Here is a 17217-nt window from a genome sequence, read left to right as displayed (position 1 = left end):
CATTTTTTATTCTTTAGAATAAGCATTTTTTACAAAAAGGGCATTTGTATTCAGGATTTTTGCATTTTCCTGCCATGTTATCGTATGAAGAAACGAGAGCATTTGCCATACAATCTATATGAAATGCTGTTTGCTTACACTCACAACCGGTAGTTAGTGCATAGCAATCATCTTCATTAAATTCAGATCTGCATACTATACATTCCTCCTTGCACATTGCACATTGCTTATCTCGGCAATCTTTTTTCCATTCCTCTAACTCGTCAGATTTAACCGGCCTTACCATTTTTTTTAGCTTATTTACAGCTTCATCTTTGGAAATGGGCGATGGGCGTCCAGACCTTTCCATTGCTTCATGCTGGTCTAGCAGTTGGCCATCCATTTGTGCTAACCGTACTCTAATTTTTTTGCCTGTTCAATTTTAGTAGGGTTGCCTGATCCTTCCATTTCTTCTGCTAATCCTGATAGGTAGTCGTAGTACTCGAATCCGTACGATTCAAGTGGCATGTTAAGGGGTTTTATCATGAAAGATTGCTGTCTTATGGCCTCTTGGAATACTGTTGTTATAGATTCTTCTATCGCTTTTTGTAGATCTTCTTCTTCACTTAAAGAAAGCAGATCAATTCCTTCTCTTATGGCCTCCTCTTGGAATACTGTTGTTATACACTTTTCTGCTTCTTTTTTTTATATTTTCTTTTTGATTTTCAACATGTTTTTGAAAACGATTCGCTTCTAGTTTGGCTCTTGCTTCATCCAGATGATCGATGAAATGATTATTGTTGCTTTTTAAACTCTCGAAAACTATTGCTTTGTTGTATTCATAGGGTTTTTTGCCTTTATCTTTAATAATACCTTCAAAACAACTACTACCAAAAAATAGAATACTAAATAGTAGGACAACCTGATTTATAAAAAATAAAAAACCTGCTTTAGGGTTATTTATATAGTCGATCATATATATAGATTGAAATATTTTATAAAAATATATTAAGCAAATATTCTCTTTAAAATAAACTTAAAGGTACTAGATTATAGGTTTTTTGCCTATTTTAAGGCAAAAAGATTACTAAGCCTTATGTTATAGGTATCGGATTTGTAATATTTTCCGTCTGTATAGATTCTTTTTTATCTAACACTTAAATCTACAAGTTATTTTTTGTTTTTTTAAGTGCTATTTTTAAATTTTAATAAAAATTAAAAAAATATGCCTTTATCCTGGACTAAAAAAATAGAACGAAAAATAAGAAAGTTGTTCCCTAAAACTTTTAAATACTAGGATAAAAATCAGATTACTAGATTTTGCGCTAGATTCTATCTTTACACAGTAGTCTGTATGGAGAGTGGTAAGGCCAAATTCGGACATAGTTGCATAAGGTAAAAAATTTCTTTTTCCCTTATAATCAATTGTTCGTCTGGTTTTTGATCATTATAAGACAATAAATGTAATAGACCATGTACCATTACCATATAAAGCTCGGCTGCCATTTGGCGTTTATAGGCCTTCGCATTTTCCCTGACCCGTTCAATACTTATGTACACATCTCCCAAAATGGTTTTTGTATCGGTGGCATAGTTGAATGTGATCACATCTGTTAAAGTATCATGCCCCAGATAGCTGATATTTTTAGCATGTAAATAGCCATCCGGACAAAAAATAAAGTTCAGCTGGATTAGGGTGTAGCCTTCTTGTTGGATAACCATTTGGAGCCAAGCAGAAATTTTTTTTTTCTGTCGTAATCTAAAACTAATTTCTTCTGAAAAATAATAAATATTCATTTTGATCTTATTATCTTACCATGCGGAACGATCAAGTAAACTTTTAGTCCAGCCGGTTGGGCAGTAAATTACGACTTATTCTCTTAAAAAGATATAGGATGTCTACACAAGATCAGTTTGTGGCTGTTGAGCCTAAATCCAATCGTTGGCCCATTACCATGCTCCATAAAAACCAAAAAAACTTTTTAAGGGAAGTAGTGGATAAAAGTCTTACCTCTTTGTCTGCACGTTATCCAATGGACACAGTAGTTTACCGGATATTGACGCAAACAACCTCTAGAGAGTTAGCCAGAATCGCTTCAGATCCATGGCATTGTGATCCTAAAGATGATCGCTCTTTTTGGGAAGGAATGGAAGCTGCCATTGCAAACAAAATGGAAGCAATGAAGCTTTTAAAAAGTGTTATAGAACGTTATGTAAAGGAAATTTGTAGTTATTTTAGTGTCCGCCATTATCAGTGTATAGCCAAAGGTGTGCATCATACCTTTGTTTATTTGCTTAAGCCGCATTGTTTTCGCTTTGGGGCAGATCGTTGCACCTTTCCACACAAAAGGTTCCAAGAGAAATTTCATTTGATGGGGCAAACGGATACCATTCGGGCGTTGGCTCAAATAGGGACTATTGTTTTAGTACCTACCCATGTCAGCAATTGGGATTCTGTGGTGATAGGGTTGGCTATGCAACAATTGGGACTACCTCCTTTAACCTGGGGAGCAGGGTTGAATTTGTTTAATCATAAAGGGTTTCGTTATATTTTTAATAAACTAGGTACCTATAAGGTAGATCGGCGTAAAAAGACCATACCCTACTTACAAGTACAGAAAGATTATGCCTCACTCATACTGGAATGGGGCTGTCATACCTTATTTTATCCGGGTGGAACCCGTAGTCGCTTAGGTGCAATAGAATCCGATTTAAAATTAGGGTTATTAGGTACCCCTTTTGAGGCGCAGGAACGTAACTTCCAAAATAAAGGAGCAAGTGCGAAGAAAGTTTTTATTTTTCCTATAGTACTTAATTACCACTGTGTCTTAGAAGCCTGCCAATTGATAGGTGAATCTGTCCAAATTAAAGAGGGGGAGCCTTCTATGCGTCCACAAGATGATTGTTGTACGAATCTGTTGTTCAGTAAAAATATATTATTTAAAGGGTCAGAAATATTCGTTAATATAGGCGCACCATTAGATGTAATGGGGAATAGGGTAGATATAGAGGGACATAGTTACGACCATCAAGGTCAAGCAATAGATTTATATCAACAGTTTCTAGCTCTTCCCATCAAAACGGCTGCTAGAAAGCGGTCAGATGGCTATGTTAAATTGGTGAGCGATAAAATCGTAGCAACGTACTACGCTATGAATACCGTCCTAAGTAGTCATCTAGTAGCCTTTGTAGCCTATGAACTGGCGCAAAAAAGCCAAAATTTTGCCATGGATCTGCCCCGTATTGTAATCCAGTATACCGATTTTATGGTAGCATTTGGCCATACCTATCAAGCGTTAGAACGGCTTTATAGAGAAAAAAAAATAGATTTTACCCCTATTGTAAAGAATGCTTCATTGGATGCTATTGTCGAAGATGGATTGGCTAAATTGGGGATCTATCATGGCCAACGACCTTTAGTGGCAACAAAAGAAGGGAATCTACTTATTGAAGATCTTTTAACATTATTTTATTATCACAATAGACTTACTGGTTATGGGCTCCAAGCAGTTTTCTCTTAGTAATCCAGTAGCCGTTTTAGGGGCCGGGAAATTTGGTACGGCTGTTGCAAACTTAATCGCTGCTAATGTAGACCAAGTATTGCTTTATACGCATAAAGCAGCGCATGCTGCTGCTGGACAAATAAGTCGCACCATGGCAGCGCAACCATTGGCAGCTAATATTGTGGTCACAGATGATTTGATAACGGTTTTGCGTTCTTGTTCCGTTATTTTTCCAATAGTTCCTGCGGTTAAATTTCGTGGATTAATCCAAGAAATTGCTGTACATCTTAGACCAGAACACATATGCATACATGGCACCAAAGGGTTAGATTTGGTCCGATATGATGGCGTATTGACCAGAAACCATCTGGCTACTATGAGTGAAGTCATCATGCAAGAAACAAAAGTTCGACAAGTTGGTTGTTTAGCTGGTCCCAATTTGTCTGGATATTTAGTTAAAAAAGATCCAGCCGTTACCGTCGTTGCCAGTGGTGCTAAAAAGGTCTTATTTATAGGAAAGCAGCTTTTAAGCCAAAATTGGTTTCATGTCTATACAAGCCATGATCTCCTTAGTGTAGAAATGTGTAGTGTGCTTAAAAATATTTTTGCTATTGGTGCGGGTATACTACAAGGCATGGGGTACCAATGTAATACATATGCCTTTTTTCTTACCATGTCCATTTCAGAAATGCATTATATTATGACCACTATGGGCATCGGCACAACTGCTTTGTTCGGACCAGCTGGTCTAGGGGATCTTGTGGCTACTTGTGGCAGTACAGCTAGTAGAAATTATATGCTTGGCTATCGTCTGGCAAAAGGTGAAAAGCTAAACGCCATTTTGTATGGCGCAAAAGAGGTCTCCGAGGGGGTCCAAACGGTTAAAGTCATCCACCAACTTATGCAGTTTTACAAAGTGGAAGCGCCTATTACGGCACTGATCTATCGCATCCTTTTTGAGGAACTTCCATTGAAGGAAGGGGTTTCCTATCTAATGCGTGCGTCAGAAAACACTACCTATCCATTAATGTGAGCGCAATACTGAACTGAAAAATGTAGAAAAAATGGTTCTGTCGCATCTGTATTTAATTTTGTATAGTTCTATCCCTTGTATTGAAATTTGGATATTATCCGGCCATAAGTTTAGCAAAGTTCTCAAAAGTAGATACCTGTTTTTTACCTCCGATTAATTGTCCTTTTTGAATGATTCTAATATTTTCTATCCCTGTAATGGTAATGTTAGCCGAATGGAAACTCTTAAATCCTAACATAGGTTTTATCCGTTTTTTAATAAATCTATGATCTTGTTCGACTCTATTATTTAAGTATTTGTTTTGAAATATTTGAATCTTGTGATCTTGATCTAGTTCTGTATTTAACGTATCAAGAGCAGCCTTATTACTACCGCTTTTGTCAACTACTACTTTGGATGGAGTGTTATTATCTTTGATAGCCTTACGAAAAAAAGAAAGAGCTGCAGACTTGTCTCTACGTGCACTTAGAAAAAAATCAACTGTATCTCCATAACGATCTACTGCTCTATATAAATAAATCCACTTACCATTTAGTTTGACGTAAGTTTCATCCATTCTCCAGCTACTACCAACTGGACGTTTTCTTTTTCTTACTTCTTGATCTATGAGGGGAATGAACTTAATGACCCACCTTTGTAAAGTAGAATGATCAATATTTGCGCCTCTCATATGCATCATCTCTTCCAAGTCTCTATAGCTTAAAGAAAAACGACATTTCATATACACAAATAGAAGGATTTTGTTCATCAGCCGAGGTAATCCTGTTATTAGTGTTTTACCATGGCTATATTTAATATATTTTGAATATGTAGCTCCAATTCGTGACTTATATGCACTAGCTGCATTTGTATGGCCAATGGCAGGTAAAATTTTTGGATTAACCTTGCCTTTTCTATCTGTTTTTCAACCGTATGGCCAGAAATTGTTCTTGCGTTATGCAACACATCTGCTAGCCTGACCAGTATAGCATCATGATTTTTATTACGTATTATAGCTTCAATATAGGTAGCATAATTATCTTTTTCGCTTGGTAGCTCCTTTTCTAAATGAGCTGCAACCCGTACAATCTGTGTAATAGAATGGCCAAATAGTGTGGTTAAGCCTGCTTCTGTAAGGGGCGTATTTTGTACTACATCATGGACTAAGCCAGCAATAATAACATGGGCATCATCTGTTATATTCAGTAAGATGGAAGCCACTGCCATAGGATGTAAATAAGATAACTCACCTGTTTTTCTTCTTTGGATTGTATAATAAACTTTAATCAATTGCAGCGCATCTACAACGGTATCAATGTCCAGTTCTTTTTTCTGCTTAACTTTTTCTAAAAAATCTGCTTCTTCTTGGATGCTTATTGGATCTAAGACCATTCTTTTTGTATGGACCACAGGTGAAAGCGTAGCAAATGCATTAGTAATTTCCTTTACGTTTACAGGTATTACATATAAATGGGTAATAGCTGATTCAGAATTGAAGCGTTCATAGTAACCATAATGTGCATGGACAATATGTTGATTTTCTGAATTAGTTTTCTCTTCATTTCCATCTAATATTTGAATATCTGCCATTTCTGTTACTTTGTATAAAGGGCGTATGGCAGGCAAGCGTGTATCAGTTGTGATGATCAAGCTAATCGCACTTATTTTTTGTAACTTACCCTCTAAAAGTGTTAACCGATAACCTAATTTTGTATCATCTATATAGATATATATATCCTTTTTTTGGTCGTTATGTAGGGTATTATATGCACTACAAGAGTATAAACTATTGATAATCAAGTTTCTTATACTTTCTATAACACATTGTATATAGAGATGTTTGGTATCTATAATTACATATGGCACATTATATATATTGTTCATTTTTATGGCATCGAAACATTCGGCCAATAATTGGTCAATGCTAATCCAATTGGTAGTTAAATAGAGATTATGTTTCAGGTGGTTAAAAATACGGTTGCGATACTTTTTTAACATAATAGCTTGTTCTGAATAAGCAAGAAAGCGCTCTTCCGGTTTTTCCAATCGAGTGAGTTTATTATTCAATTGCGATATAATACAATTACTTTCATAAGCAAGTGCTTCTACTTGTTGTTTATTAAACAATTGTTTTGCATTTTGTTCCTCTTTTTCACGAGTTAATGCTCGTATGATGGATAAAAGTTTCTCTACGCCTTTATTATGGTAGAGCAAGCCACCAATTAAAAGAAAGAGCATAAATATCCCATATGCAATGTTTATATTCAGGTCTAAGAAGCAAGTTATAAATGTAATACTACTCATATAGTGGAACATGATCCAGGCCATCATCGCACTTATCATATATCCAAACCATACCACAACCGATGGGGTTATAAACATAGCTAAGGCTAGATTAATCATAAAAATGATATTATGTATATGTGCGAATTTACTAAGTATAGCCATACCAGTTCCTACTAAGAAAAAAAAATAAATATGACTCAATGGCCATACTACTGATGCAATTTTATGGATATATGATTGAGGAGTAATCGACAGATAGACTAAGAAAAATGTAACCACAAAGAGGCTTGGTATAAGAACAAAGGATTCTAATGTAGTGTACCATTCGGGATTACTGGAAAAAGTATAAAAAGAGCCATAACCTGTCAACAAAATATAAAAACTAAAAAGTATATAAGACAAAGGATCTCTTGGCAATTGTTTTTGAAGATAGTCCCAAAGGTTAAATTGCTTAATATTTTTCAAAACATATTTACACAATTGCTTCCATAATGGTGGTATGTTGGATACTATTGTTTGAGCCAATATATTGTGATATGACTTGGACAGCTGTTTGCGTTTTACCATTTGAATAGCAATACTGCTCAGTAGATTCATACCAATGGCTGAGAGTACACCATGCATACCTAGATTAGATTCAAAACAGTACCATGCTATAGTCGTCAAACCACCTGTTAACATACCGATTAAGACTGCATCTGGATGAAAGAAAATTCCAATTAAAGAGAGCAGTAATGGTACACTTATAACCGTTTTAAACAGCATAATAGACATCCATATTACTTGATCCTTAGTGTATAGTGAAAGCAGTGTAGCCATTACCCCTATTATAGCCTGATACAGGACTGGTTGTTTGACCCATTTAAATAAATTGGGTAAATCATTAGCCATTAAACCAGTAGCTGCATGTAAGTTTGCACTTGCTGTAGAGATCGTTAAAGCTGCAACCCCTAGCATAAATAGGGGTTTTAATTCCATATACGTAGCAAAGGTACCGCAAGAAACAGTTGATAGCATCAAGTTACAAGTGTCTTTCTGTACCAATAATGCAACCCATAGTAAAAGTAAGTTTATGCTTAAGGAAAAAAAACCAGCTCCATTAAAGGAATGTTTGATTTGGGTGGCATTTTTAGAAAGTACAATACGCTCTACCTGAGCAGGATAGAAAGCGGGTATAGCAAAAACAGTAAAATAAGAAATATAGTCTAGTGGATTAGTATGAACGCCAATTAAGCTATTCCAGGAGCGTTTAATGGCTAAAGCAAGATGCATTTGATTGGCATGATGCTGACTTACCATATGTTTCCATACCGTCCAAGCCATCATGGGTAATAATATACCAAAGGTAGTACAACGTACTACACGTACCAACGTTAGGGATTGTATGTTATTGGACCCAACACTAAACGTTATGAAGAGAGCAGCTATAATCAAACTATAATTTGCTTGAATAGAAAAAAACCAGCATATAGCAATCGAGAGTAGTTTGAATTGTATGGCCGCTACGCTTGCGCTATGTAATATACCACATATGGCTACAATTTTTCGAATAAGATCGCCATAGAGCTTACCCATTGTTTCTGCTAATGAACCATTGCTTAAAAAAAGATATAAACGATTTGCGAGCAAATTCCCTATTATAAAATAGCTAATGGTATTACCTGCCAACCGTAATAAGTCATCTATATTAAGCGAATTACAGAGCACTTCTCCCCCATAAGTTATGGCCAAGATGGCCCCAATAATATTGGCTGTAGTAGATTGGGTATGTTGGCTACGGGGACGTCTAATTGACCGGATCCCAACAAATAAATTAACCAATAGAAAAAGAAGAAAAATAAAACTGTTGAAATGCATATAGAGGCCTCTTGTTGTTTTGCTGAAAAAATATGCTTTTATAAGGATTTAACGCCACAACCGTCTATAAAATTTTTAGATAACAAATAATAGGAGACTCGTAAACTGATTATTAAAGTTATACTAAGCCGTTAACAGCCACTATCGGACATTATTCAGGTAACTCTCTATTTAGCAAAAATCTAAAATATTCCAACGATTTAATAACTTCCCTATTTAAAATAGGATAGTGGATCTTTTCCTCTTTTCCAGTATACACATATCCTATTAAAAAGACAAACTTAGAACCAGTAGTGTCTAAAACATCATCTAATATGGATTTATTCATCCGATAAGCTTCCCGAAGCAACCGTTTTACATTATTACGTTGCACCGCAGAACGGATTTTTCGTTTAGGGACCGCAAATAGAACTTTATTATATAAAAACAGCTCTTTCTTTTTTTGTAGGTAAAACACACTACAGGAATGTAGCTTAAGAATGCTACCCTCCTGAAAAAGCATACGTATATAGCTTCGGCTGACTAATCTATTGTACTTGGGGAATTTGTTTTTTCCCATGGCCAATAGGAGAAGCGGGATATATTAACGCTTGTGCCTGAGCTCATCAGAAACCGTTAACTTGGATCGTCCTTTGGCACGCCTTCTGGCCAATACAGCGCGACCATTGGCTGTGGACATTCGCTCTCTAAAACCATGTTTATTGCTTCGTTTTCTAAGTGATGGTTGAAATGTTCTTTTCATAGCTGGTTAAAATCTTAAATATAGCTTTAGAATAAATAAAACTTTTACTTTTTATATGGTTACTTTATATGCTCTTTTATCAATCAATCAATCAATCAATATACATTATGTATAGATTAAGTTTTATCTTAGATAGAAATCAGCAAATTTAATCCATTTGTTTTATGGCATGCATACAACCACTTTTAAATGGCTGTGCAGCCATTTAAAAGTGCCCCGCCTACAATAGCCAGTGATTTTCCCCTGGAAAGGTAGGTAAATCTCTGATGGAATCCAAATGATTGTATCCATCTTTTTTAGAAATAAAATCATTTTCAATGAGTTTTTATTGCTTGTTTTTTTGATTTATTATCCTTTAAAATAAGGTAATAATCTTGGAGTAATAGAAAACGTTTTTAATAAGTATTAAATGGAAAGACCTGTTTAATGCTTTCTTTAAAACAAATGCAACAAAACCAACATTAAGAATTTGTGTCATCTTTTAGATGAAGGGCATACAAAACAACTACTAATCCAGCGGATACCGCTACATCTGCTATGTTAAAAATAGGGAGGCAATATACATAATATCCACCCCAAATAGGTAGCCAACTAGGCATAAGACCAGACCAAAGGTCAATATGCAGCATATCAATGACCTGACCATATAACCACTTCATAGGGGCATCCGTAGGGGCGTTATTCAAATAAACACCATAAAAAACGCTATCTATACTATTGCCAATAGCCCCCCCTAAAATCAAACTCCATCCTAAGATCCAAGGCACAGCTGCCTTTCTTCTTATGGATTGAATGATATACCAAAAAATATATACAGAAGCAAAAACACGGAAGGTTGTAAGTAATACTTTTTCATACTTGAAACCAAGATGCATGCTAAAAGCCATGCCTGGATTCAAAGTATAGGTAAGTTTTAAGAAATTTCCCAAAAGATTTATTTGTCCGTCTGTCCCCATTTCCATATGGGTATATACCCAAAGTTTAGAGGCTTGGTCTACAAGCACAATCAAGGATATTACAAAAAAGTACTTCACAAACTGTTTCATGATAAAATATTTTATAAGATAAAATTGGTTGTTTGCTCTTTTTTTTGAGATTTAAGCAATCGTCTAAAAGCATAGAATAGAAGCCCCAATCCAAAAAAAATAGCTATATCTGCTATATTGAAAATAGGCAACACACAAACCTCTTGCCCGCCCCAAATAGGTATCCAATCAGGAAGGATACCAGACCAAAAATCGATATGGAGCATATCAATTACTTGACCATGGAACCACTTCATTGGGGCTATATCAGGTGCATTGTTTAAATAAATACCATAAAAAACACTATCAATGCAATTGCCGATTGCTCCTGCTAAAAGCAATATCCATCCCCAAATCCAAATAGGCGGGGCAGCGTGTGCCAATAACCGAAGAATATGGATGGCTATGTAAAAAGAGGCAAAAAGACGGATGAAAGTAATCAGTAATTTTCCATATTTAAAACTAAACTGCCATCCAAAAGCCATACCATAGTTTAATACATAGGTAAACTTAAATAGGTCTCCAAAGATTTTAATATGGTGGTCTAACCCCAATGACATATGGCTATATACCCAAAGCTTGGATCCTTGATCAACAAGAATAATCAGCAACCATACTAAAAAGTATTTTAGATATTTTTTCATGATACAATAGGGTCTAATTATGCTATATAGCGAACCATCATTTGCTTAAGTTGTACTTTTCTTCGGAAAGTTTTGATGACATATTTTTTTTGATTTCTGTAGTGGAATACGTATTAAAAGATACAAACTATAACCAAAAGCATCGTCAGATTCTGCTAATCCAAACCCTGGAATATCAAATGGCAAAGTAGCTAGAGGCTTTTCTAGTTTTTTACTGAATTTGTAACGAGCCGTACAACCAATCGATAGCATTGGCATTAAATATACCTTCCCGCCTACTACCCATTCCCACCAGTGGGCTACTTGGGCAGCTTGGCGTTTCTTTAAGGAAGCGGATAAGCGATTAGGTGGGGTACATTTTTCAATACACGGCTTATCTGACGGATGTTTGCACTGCAATTTATTACTTTCTAATTGAAAATAAAAGAAACTTCTAGCATAGCGAAAGCCTATAAAAAATTGATTGTGGTCCATGGTAGGAGCTAGAAAATTATACCCTAAGCCTATTCTAAAATAGTTCCCCCTAGAAAATGTAAGGGAGCCTTTATCTTTCCTATGGTCACGCTGTATGGTCCCAAAGCCATAGTCTAGATCCAATAGAATGCGGCTAAAATCAATAGACCCATTGATTTCACAGGCAGAACCTGTCTTTTCGTACCAACCCACACAAGTTTTTGCTAGATCTATGCCAAGGTAGCAGGTAGTGGGCCAAATTCTATGGGGGGGCAACTGATCCTTGGCCACTATATACCCAGGGACCGCAGCCAACAAAAACAGAGCCAGAAATGGCTTAATAATATAGCGTAACATGCGTTTCCGATGCTTCGTCTTTTGAGTGTAGGAGTACTGGATGTTCGATTGTGTAATGCTTAAAAACAGGCTTTTTAGTATTTTTATCAAACTGTATATCTTTAATACGGTATGCTATTTGCAGCCCGCCTGCTTGAGGAGAAATCATCGAAACAGTGGTTTCATAGTAAATAGTAACTTTTTGATGATACGGGTTTTGCCTATCTGTAACCTCTATAAGCTCAAAGCTGATTTGATTGGTATTTAGATCGAGGGGTATTTTTAGATTATTAGCTAATTTTTTAAAATATTTTGAAAAAGTTGGCTCTGTGTGAAACTTCAGTTCCGAAAGTTTTTCACTACCCAAGTCTTCTGGTATGTCCGGTGCCCATTCATCCATTTTTTTTTCAAATTTAATGTTTAGTACATCGCTATATTTACTTTCCCAACTTTTAAAGTCTTTACAGCCCCATAGGCCCAATAGCGACAAGTGCATAAAGCCCTTTCGAAAATATTTGAGCCAAACAGAAGAAAGCGAAAAAGAAGCAGACATGTACAAAAATGGTTAGAAATCGTTAGTTGAAAGGGGTTGTAAAAGGGCATTAGAAATGGCGCTTTAGCTTAGTGAACCCCTATTGTGGCGTGGCCCTATTAGGCAGCTTTTTGTCACTTAATGTAACTAATGGTTCTGTTGTAGGGTGATAAGGCGCATAGGCTTTCTTTACATCAAAAGTAGGGATTTGTATACCTGAAATTTCATGGATCAACTTTTGAGACTTTAAGGTATCTATGTATCGATCGATCACGCTAAGCAAAATACGTACCCCTTTCAAACCTATACGGCCATCTTCTGCTATAATGGCATCTATTATCTTTTGATCTAGCATCGTTCGATCTATCTCTTTTTTTATAAGCAGCTGATCCACATAAGCCGTTGCAATGGCTTGTTTCTTTTCAAAGGTAAACCCTTCATCAAAGCGGATGATTTTTACACGACTTTCTAAGGCTGCTGCCCTATCTGGGGTCAAGGTTTCTGTAAAAGTTTTATTGGCAATCAAAATAATCTTTAACTGAGAGATATCAGGACATGCATTGTCATAACGAGACAAAGGTATGGCTACCTCTTGTGTTTCTAAAAGGGTATGCAACAAACTATATACTTCTGATCCATTGTTGGATAGAAATCTGCCATCTTTATCTATGGCTAGGGCCTTATCAATTTCATCTAGTACAAATATTTTATTAGACCAATTTTGCCCCTGACTAGGCGACTTTATCAATGCCTCTGCTATGATTCCTTTTTCAGGATCAGAAGAATAATATCTATTTCCATATATATTTTTATATTTAGAGATGTCAATAGATTGGAGTGGGAGCTGCAACAAAGCGGCCAACTGCTTAGCCAAATAGGTTTTCCCAGTTCCAGGCGGCCCTACAAAGATGACAGGTGTTGATTTTTTAGTCAATTGACTGCTTTTAGCATCCTCTATTATAGTGGCAACCCATTCACCAATAGCCAAACGAACCTCGTCTGGATAGTTACGCATAAATTGGTTGAGGAGCGCTATATCAGGCACAACCTGCTTAGGCCCTATAGGAAATTGCAATACCTCTTTAATAAGACCTACTCTTTTATGATCATAATAGTCCCATCGTTGTATAGCCCATATATGTTCGCTTAATATTTGTTCTATAAAACTTTGCATACTTGGTGAAAAGGTCTGTTTTCTCACTTCATACTGCTTTTTAAAGTTTATAGCTTCATTTAATCTAGGCTGGGACAAAGCAGGACAAAACAACATAGCGCAAGAACGCCCTATAGCTTTCAATGGATCAGTAGCCAGGTTACTAATAAGTGGCGCAACTAAAGTAGATAATTCGAAAGGCTTGTTGGTGAATTGATGTAGACCAAAGATTAAACCAGCTGACAAGCATAACTGGGTACTAGATCGAAATAATTCACTTATTTGCTCCTTTACAAAAGAATCTTTTTTAGATTTTTTCTTTTTATAGGTGGGTAAGATTGCTTTTGACTTCCGCTTTGCAGAAGTGTTGCGTGCAATAGTTTCTTGGTTATGATCTATACTAACTTTACTCTTTGATTTTGCATGGATGGGGATTATATGCAAACCGCCCAATATAGCAACCATAAGGTATAAACAGCTTCGCCTGAACAATAGAGTGGCATAAAAAGGAGCAGATTGGAATAAATAATTGATCATACAAATGATACGTGTATATGCAAAAAGAACTACAAGTTAAGTAAACCGGTTCAGACAGCCAAAATTTCCTTGAAAAAAGGAGTCTTTATTCAAATAAGGAGTCTTTATTCAAATTTTGTATATACAAATGCATTTTCCCCTGTTCTATAATCTATGAATCTAAATAATTTTCTATAAAAGAATAAATATAATAGTGCCTATAGTCTAGTTGTAATTTCGAACTTAGGTGATGCAGCAACCAAGCCTTCCCAACCATTGGGCGTAGGACTTTACAGTCCCAACTCTTTTTTTAAAAAATAACCGGTATGACTCTCGGGTACCCTAGCAACTGTTTCTGGGGTACCTTCTACCACTAGATATCCTCCATCTCGTCCACCATCGGGTCCAATATCAATTACATAATCTGCTACCTTTATGATATCGATATTATGTTCTATAATTAGTACTGTATTCCCTTGGTCTACTAGTTTTTTTAATACAGACAATAGCGCTAAAATATCTTGAAAGTGCAACCCGGTACTGGGTTCATCTAAAATATATAGGGTATCTCCTGTGCTTTTTTTGGCTAATTCGGTGGCCAATTTCACCCGTTGCGCTTCTCCTCCTGATAACGTAGTAGCATGTTGCCCCAAGGTAATGTAGCCCAGCCCTACTGCTTCTAGGGTGCGCAGCTTAACCACTATAGAGGGATGGCTTTCAAAAAAAGGAATGGCATTTGATACCGTCATATCCAAAACATCGGCAATAGATTTGCTTTTATATTGTATTTCTAATGTTTCACGATTGTATCGCTTGCCTTTACAGCTGTCACAGGTTACGTATACCTCTGGAAGAAAGCCCATTTCTATACGCTGAATACCAGCGCCTTCACAAGTGCTGCAGCGTCCTTCTTTTAGATTAAAAGAAAATCTACTTGGCTTATAACCTCTTATTTTAGCTTCTGGGAGAATTGCAAAAAAGTTGCGTATATCTACAAACATACCAGTATAGGTACTAGGATTAGAACGGGGGGTTCTACCTATAGGTGACTGATTGACCTCTATCACTTTATTAATGTAGACCAATCCAGTCGCTTCTATATACGGTAATGGTATAACCTGACTATTGTAAAGCTGTTTTTTAAGAATAGGCAAAAGGGTTTTGCGAATCAACGAAGACTTTCCACTTCCTGATACCCCTGTTATACAAATCATTAAACCCAATGGAATGGTTAAGGTTACATTTTTTAAATTATTCCCACTGCATCCTGTAATGGTTAAGGTTTTACCATTACCTTGTTTGCGATCGGATGAAAAGAGAAAACGTTTTTTGTTGGTTAAAAATTCGGCTGTAGCGCTAGGCTGTGCTAGGAACGACACTAAGGGACCTGCTGCTACTACTTCGCCTCCACAAATGCCTGCGAGGGGGCCTATTTCAATCAGATAATCTGCTGCCAACATGATGTCCTTATCATGCTCTACTACCAATATGGTATTCCCTATATCCCTAAGCCTTTTTAAAGCATGAATAAGCTGCCCATTGTCCCGTTGATGTAGGCCAATACTTGGTTCATCAAGGATATAAAGCACCCCTAATAGTTGGGTACCTATTTGAGTAGCCAGCCTAATCCGTTGTGCTTCTCCTCCTGATAAGGTACTTAAACTTCTATTAAGATGTAAATAATGTACCCCCACATCTATTAAAAACTGCAACCGTTTGGTAACTTCTTTTATAATTTCATTGGCAATGATTTGCTGTTTGTGGGTCAATGCAGTAGATAAGGTGGAAAACCATTTTTTGAGTGTATCTAGATCCATGGAAACCAAATCAGCAATACTTTTATCTTGAATTTTAAAAGACCGAGCGGTTGGGTTTAATCTAGTTCCTTTGCAATCTGGGCATATAACGGTATAGATCAATTCTTCTTTTGGACTACTATGCCCTGTAGCCGTTTCTCGTTCTTGTTTCTTGATGAGTGCAGTGATGATGCCTTCAAAAGGTTCTACGCAATTTGCAACCACCGCAGAACGATATTTTGTAACGTTGCCAAATAACAACAAATTTAATACAGCTGTAGGAAGTACTTCAACCGGATCGGTTATTTGACATTGAAAAAACTTTAGTAAAGCAGCTATTTTTTTAAATAAAAGTGAGGTTTTATAAGAACCTAAAGGTAGAATGGCGCCATTTTGAATGCTTAAGCTTTTATCTGGAATAAGCCTATCTATATCTATTTGGGTAGTTTCACCCAATCCATCGCAAGTAAGACATGCCCCATAGGGTGTATTAAAAGAAAAAAGACTAGGTTCTGGTGGACCATAGGCAAGTCCTGTCTCTTCATCTACTAAGTAGGTAGAAAAGTAATAATCCTTTTGCGTACTATCTACCACTAATAATGTCCCTTTGCCATGTTGGAGGGCCAATTTTAATCCATTGTTGATGCGATCCAATACTTTTACATCTATGCACATATGATCTATAATCAAAGCAATATCATGTTTTTTATGTCGGGCCAATTGTAGACGATCCGTCAACTCAACGATTACACCATTAACCCTAATTTTATTGAATCCCAGATTAATAAAACGTTTTAAAAGTGTTGCATGATGGCCTTTTCTTCCTTTAACGATAGGAGCCATTAAGGTAACCCTTTTCCCAGAAAAAGTGCGCAATAAATGGGCAACGATTTGCTCCTCGTCTTGGGTGACCATTTTATTACCTGTCGTATGGGCATAGGCATCGGCTACACGTGCAAAAAGCAAACGAATAAAGTCATAAATTTCCGTAGTAGTTCCTACTGTAGAGCGGGCATTCCAATGGGTTGTTTTCTGTTCAATGGCAATAACTGGACTGAGTCCATTTATTTTATCTACTTCCGGCCTGGTTAAGCTACCTAAAAAACCGCGTGCATAGGCACTAAAACTTTCCCTATATCGTCTCTGACCTTCTGCATTAATGGTATCAAAAGCCAAAGAAGATTTTCCACTACCACTTACACCTGTAATGATCACCAATTGATTGCGTGGAAAAGTAACGTCAATATTTTTTAAATTGTGGGTCCTTGCACCTAGCACTTCTATATAATCAAAACCATAACGCGGTTGCGTGGCGTGATGGGCCTTTGGGGGGTTCTGTCGCATCTGTATTTAATTTTGTATAGTTTTCTCCCTTGTCTTGAA

15 protein-coding genes are annotated in these 17217 nt (G+C 36.5%); 2 read left to right on the top strand and 13 right to left on the bottom strand.

The genetic code is table 11. The features are described 5' to 3' along the window. Positions 1–13: 13 nt before the first annotated feature. From ACRRVD_RS03955 to ybeY, 3 genes are all read right to left on the bottom strand, one after another. Positions 14–382 carry a hypothetical protein gene (locus tag ACRRVD_RS03955; RefSeq protein ID WP_432461823.1) on the bottom strand — a complete coding sequence of 123 codons (369 nt, stop codon included), beginning with the start codon at positions 380–382 and terminating at the stop codon, positions 14–16. A gap of 237 nt (positions 383–619) precedes the next feature. Next, a complete protein-coding gene (locus tag ACRRVD_RS03950) occupies positions 620–955 on the bottom strand; it encodes a hypothetical protein (RefSeq protein WP_432461822.1) in 336 nt (111 codons plus the stop codon). Positions 956–1317: 362 nt separating this feature from the next. Further along, the gene (gene ybeY / locus ACRRVD_RS03945; RefSeq protein WP_432461821.1) at positions 1318–1776 is read right to left on the bottom strand and encodes an rRNA maturation RNase YbeY; all 459 of its coding nucleotides are present in this window, start codon (positions 1774–1776) and stop codon (positions 1318–1320) included. Positions 1777–1874: 98 nt separating this feature from the next. On the opposite strand from ybeY, the gene ACRRVD_RS03940 reads away from it, so the two are divergent. Next, positions 1875–3500, top strand: a complete 1626-nt coding sequence (locus ACRRVD_RS03940) for a 1-acyl-sn-glycerol-3-phosphate acyltransferase (RefSeq protein ID WP_432461820.1) — start codon at positions 1875–1877, stop codon at positions 3498–3500. Then, entirely contained in the window at positions 3475–4515 is a 1041-nt protein-coding gene (locus ACRRVD_RS03935) for an NAD(P)H-dependent glycerol-3-phosphate dehydrogenase (protein ID WP_432461819.1), read from the top strand. Before ACRRVD_RS03940 ends, ACRRVD_RS03935 begins: the two co-directional genes overlap by 26 nt. A gap of 94 nt (positions 4516–4609) precedes the next feature. Here the strand turns inward: ACRRVD_RS03935 and ACRRVD_RS03930 are convergent, their stop codons facing one another. The 10 genes from ACRRVD_RS03930 to uvrA form a co-directional block, all read right to left on the bottom strand. Continuing rightward, a complete protein-coding gene (locus tag ACRRVD_RS03930; protein WP_432461818.1) occupies positions 4610–5263 on the bottom strand; it encodes an IS6 family transposase in 654 nt (217 codons plus the stop codon). A 20-nt stretch (positions 5264–5283) separates the two neighbouring features. Then, positions 5284–8637, bottom strand: coding sequence for an HD domain-containing protein (locus tag ACRRVD_RS03925; RefSeq protein WP_432461817.1), 3354 nt, complete (start codon positions 8635–8637; stop codon positions 5284–5286). Positions 8638–8788: 151 nt separating this feature from the next. Further along, positions 8789–9196: a ribonuclease P protein component gene (locus tag ACRRVD_RS03920; RefSeq protein ID WP_432461816.1), complete on the bottom strand. Its 408-nt coding sequence runs from the start codon at positions 9194–9196 to the stop codon at positions 8789–8791. Between the two features lie 24 nt (positions 9197–9220). After that, complete coding sequence (rpmH, locus tag ACRRVD_RS03915) at positions 9221–9379, bottom strand: 50S ribosomal protein L34 (protein ID WP_034577341.1); 159 nt, start codon at positions 9377–9379, stop codon at positions 9221–9223. 461 nt (positions 9380–9840) lie between these two features. Next, positions 9841–10425, bottom strand: coding sequence for a lipoprotein signal peptidase (locus ACRRVD_RS03910; RefSeq protein ID WP_432461815.1), 585 nt, complete (start codon positions 10423–10425; stop codon positions 9841–9843). An 11-nt stretch (positions 10426–10436) separates the two neighbouring features. Then, positions 10437–11048: a signal peptidase II gene (locus ACRRVD_RS03905; RefSeq protein WP_432461814.1), complete on the bottom strand. Its 612-nt coding sequence runs from the start codon at positions 11046–11048 to the stop codon at positions 10437–10439. Positions 11049–11093: 45 nt separating this feature from the next. Further along, the gene (locus ACRRVD_RS03900; protein WP_432461813.1) at positions 11094–11858 is read right to left on the bottom strand and encodes a DUF6048 family protein; all 765 of its coding nucleotides are present in this window, start codon (positions 11856–11858) and stop codon (positions 11094–11096) included. After that, positions 11839–12390, bottom strand: a complete 552-nt coding sequence (locus ACRRVD_RS03895; protein ID WP_432461812.1) for a hypothetical protein — start codon at positions 12388–12390, stop codon at positions 11839–11841. The genes ACRRVD_RS03900 and ACRRVD_RS03895 overlap by 20 nt, the downstream gene beginning before the upstream one ends. Before the next feature lie 79 nt (positions 12391–12469). Then, positions 12470–14059, bottom strand: coding sequence for an AAA family ATPase (locus tag ACRRVD_RS03890; RefSeq protein ID WP_432461811.1), 1590 nt, complete (start codon positions 14057–14059; stop codon positions 12470–12472). Positions 14060–14328: 269 nt separating this feature from the next. Further along, positions 14329–17178, bottom strand: a complete 2850-nt coding sequence (uvrA, locus tag ACRRVD_RS03885; protein ID WP_432461810.1) for an excinuclease ABC subunit UvrA — start codon at positions 17176–17178, stop codon at positions 14329–14331. Between the last annotated feature and the right edge of the window lie 39 nt (positions 17179–17217).

Source organism: Candidatus Cardinium hertigii, from assembly GCF_050864915.1.
GTDB lineage: Bacteria > Bacteroidota > Bacteroidia > Cytophagales > Amoebophilaceae > Cardinium > Cardinium hertigii_D.
Note: the sequence above shows the minus strand (reverse complement) of the source record. Positions and strands in the feature narration are given on the sequence as shown.